Annotated in this window: 1 protein-coding gene; it reads right to left on the reverse strand. The window is 73.3% G+C overall.

Translation table 11 applies throughout. From position 1 onward, the window contains the following. Nucleotides 1-1,146, reverse strand: a 1,146-nt coding sequence (locus tag G3N62_RS35515) for a M48 family metalloprotease (protein ID WP_206141557.1), incomplete at both ends; no start/stop codon positions are given.

Below are 1,146 nucleotides of genomic sequence, written 5' to 3' on the forward strand. Positions count from 1 at the left end.
TGACGCCGGCCAGCGCCGCTGCGCGAGCGCCGCGAGCCGCACCGCGTCGTCGGTCCGGCCCGCGCGGCGCGCGATCTCGGCGGCCAGCACGTCGAGGCTCGGCGAACTCGTGTCCGGATCGTTCTCGCGCCGCTCGCGTGCATCGAACGCCGCGCGCGCCGACGCGAGTGCGTTGCCGGCCGCGTCGTATTCGCCGAGCAACAGGTCCGCGAGCGCGATGCCGTACCAGTTCGCCGCAACGTTCGGCGCCGTCCGGTCGTCGATCTCGAGCTGCATCCGGCGAGCCTCGGCCGAGATGTCGGTCGGCGCGCGGTTCTGCAGGATGCGCAGCCGCGCGCGCACGAACCCGTATTCGGCCGACTGGCGCGGTTGCCGGTACGGCGCGCGGCGCGCGCGATCCTCCATGTCCGCGATCCGCTCGCCGGTCAGCGGGTGCGTACGCGCGTAGGCCGGCACGCCCGCGTCGCCCGTCGACGCGCGGTCGAGCCGTTCGAAGAAGCCCGGCATCCCGTACGGGTCATAACCCGCGCCCGCGAGCAGCTGGAAACCGACGCGATCGGCCTCGCGCTCGGCCGAACGCGAGAAGCGCAGCTGGTTGTCGACCGCGTACGCCTGCCCGCCCATCGCGATCGCGCTGCCGAGATCGCCGCTGCGCGCGAGCACGCCGGCCAGCACGCCGAGCAGCATCGTCGCGAGCGCCGTGTAGCCGCTCTTCTCGCTCGCGCCGATCATCCGCGCGATGTGCCGCTGCAGTACGTGACCCATCTCGTGGCCGACCACCGACGCGAGCTCCGACTCCGTCTGCGTCGTGACCACGAGCCCGCTGTTGATTCCGATGAAGCCGCCCGGCATCGAGAACGCGTTGATCTGCGGATCGCGCACCGGGAACAGGTCGAAATCCGGCGTGTAGCCGCCGATGAAGCGCGCGGCGGCCGCCGCCGCGAGCCGTGCCGCCATCGCGTTCAGGTAGTCGCGCACGAGCCAGTCGTCGAGATAGTCGGGATCGCGCCGCACTTCGCGCATCACGCGCTCGCCGAGCCGGCGCTCGGCCTGCGGCGTCAGCGAACCGCCGGAACCGTCGCCGAGGTCGGGCAGCTCCAGCGCACGAAGCGGCGCGCGCAGGCTCGCGGCCGGCGCCGACGCGCC

Source organism: Burkholderia sp. Tr-20355 (assembly GCF_017104685.1).
Taxonomy (GTDB): Bacteria; Pseudomonadota; Gammaproteobacteria; order Burkholderiales; family Burkholderiaceae; genus Burkholderia; species Burkholderia seminalis.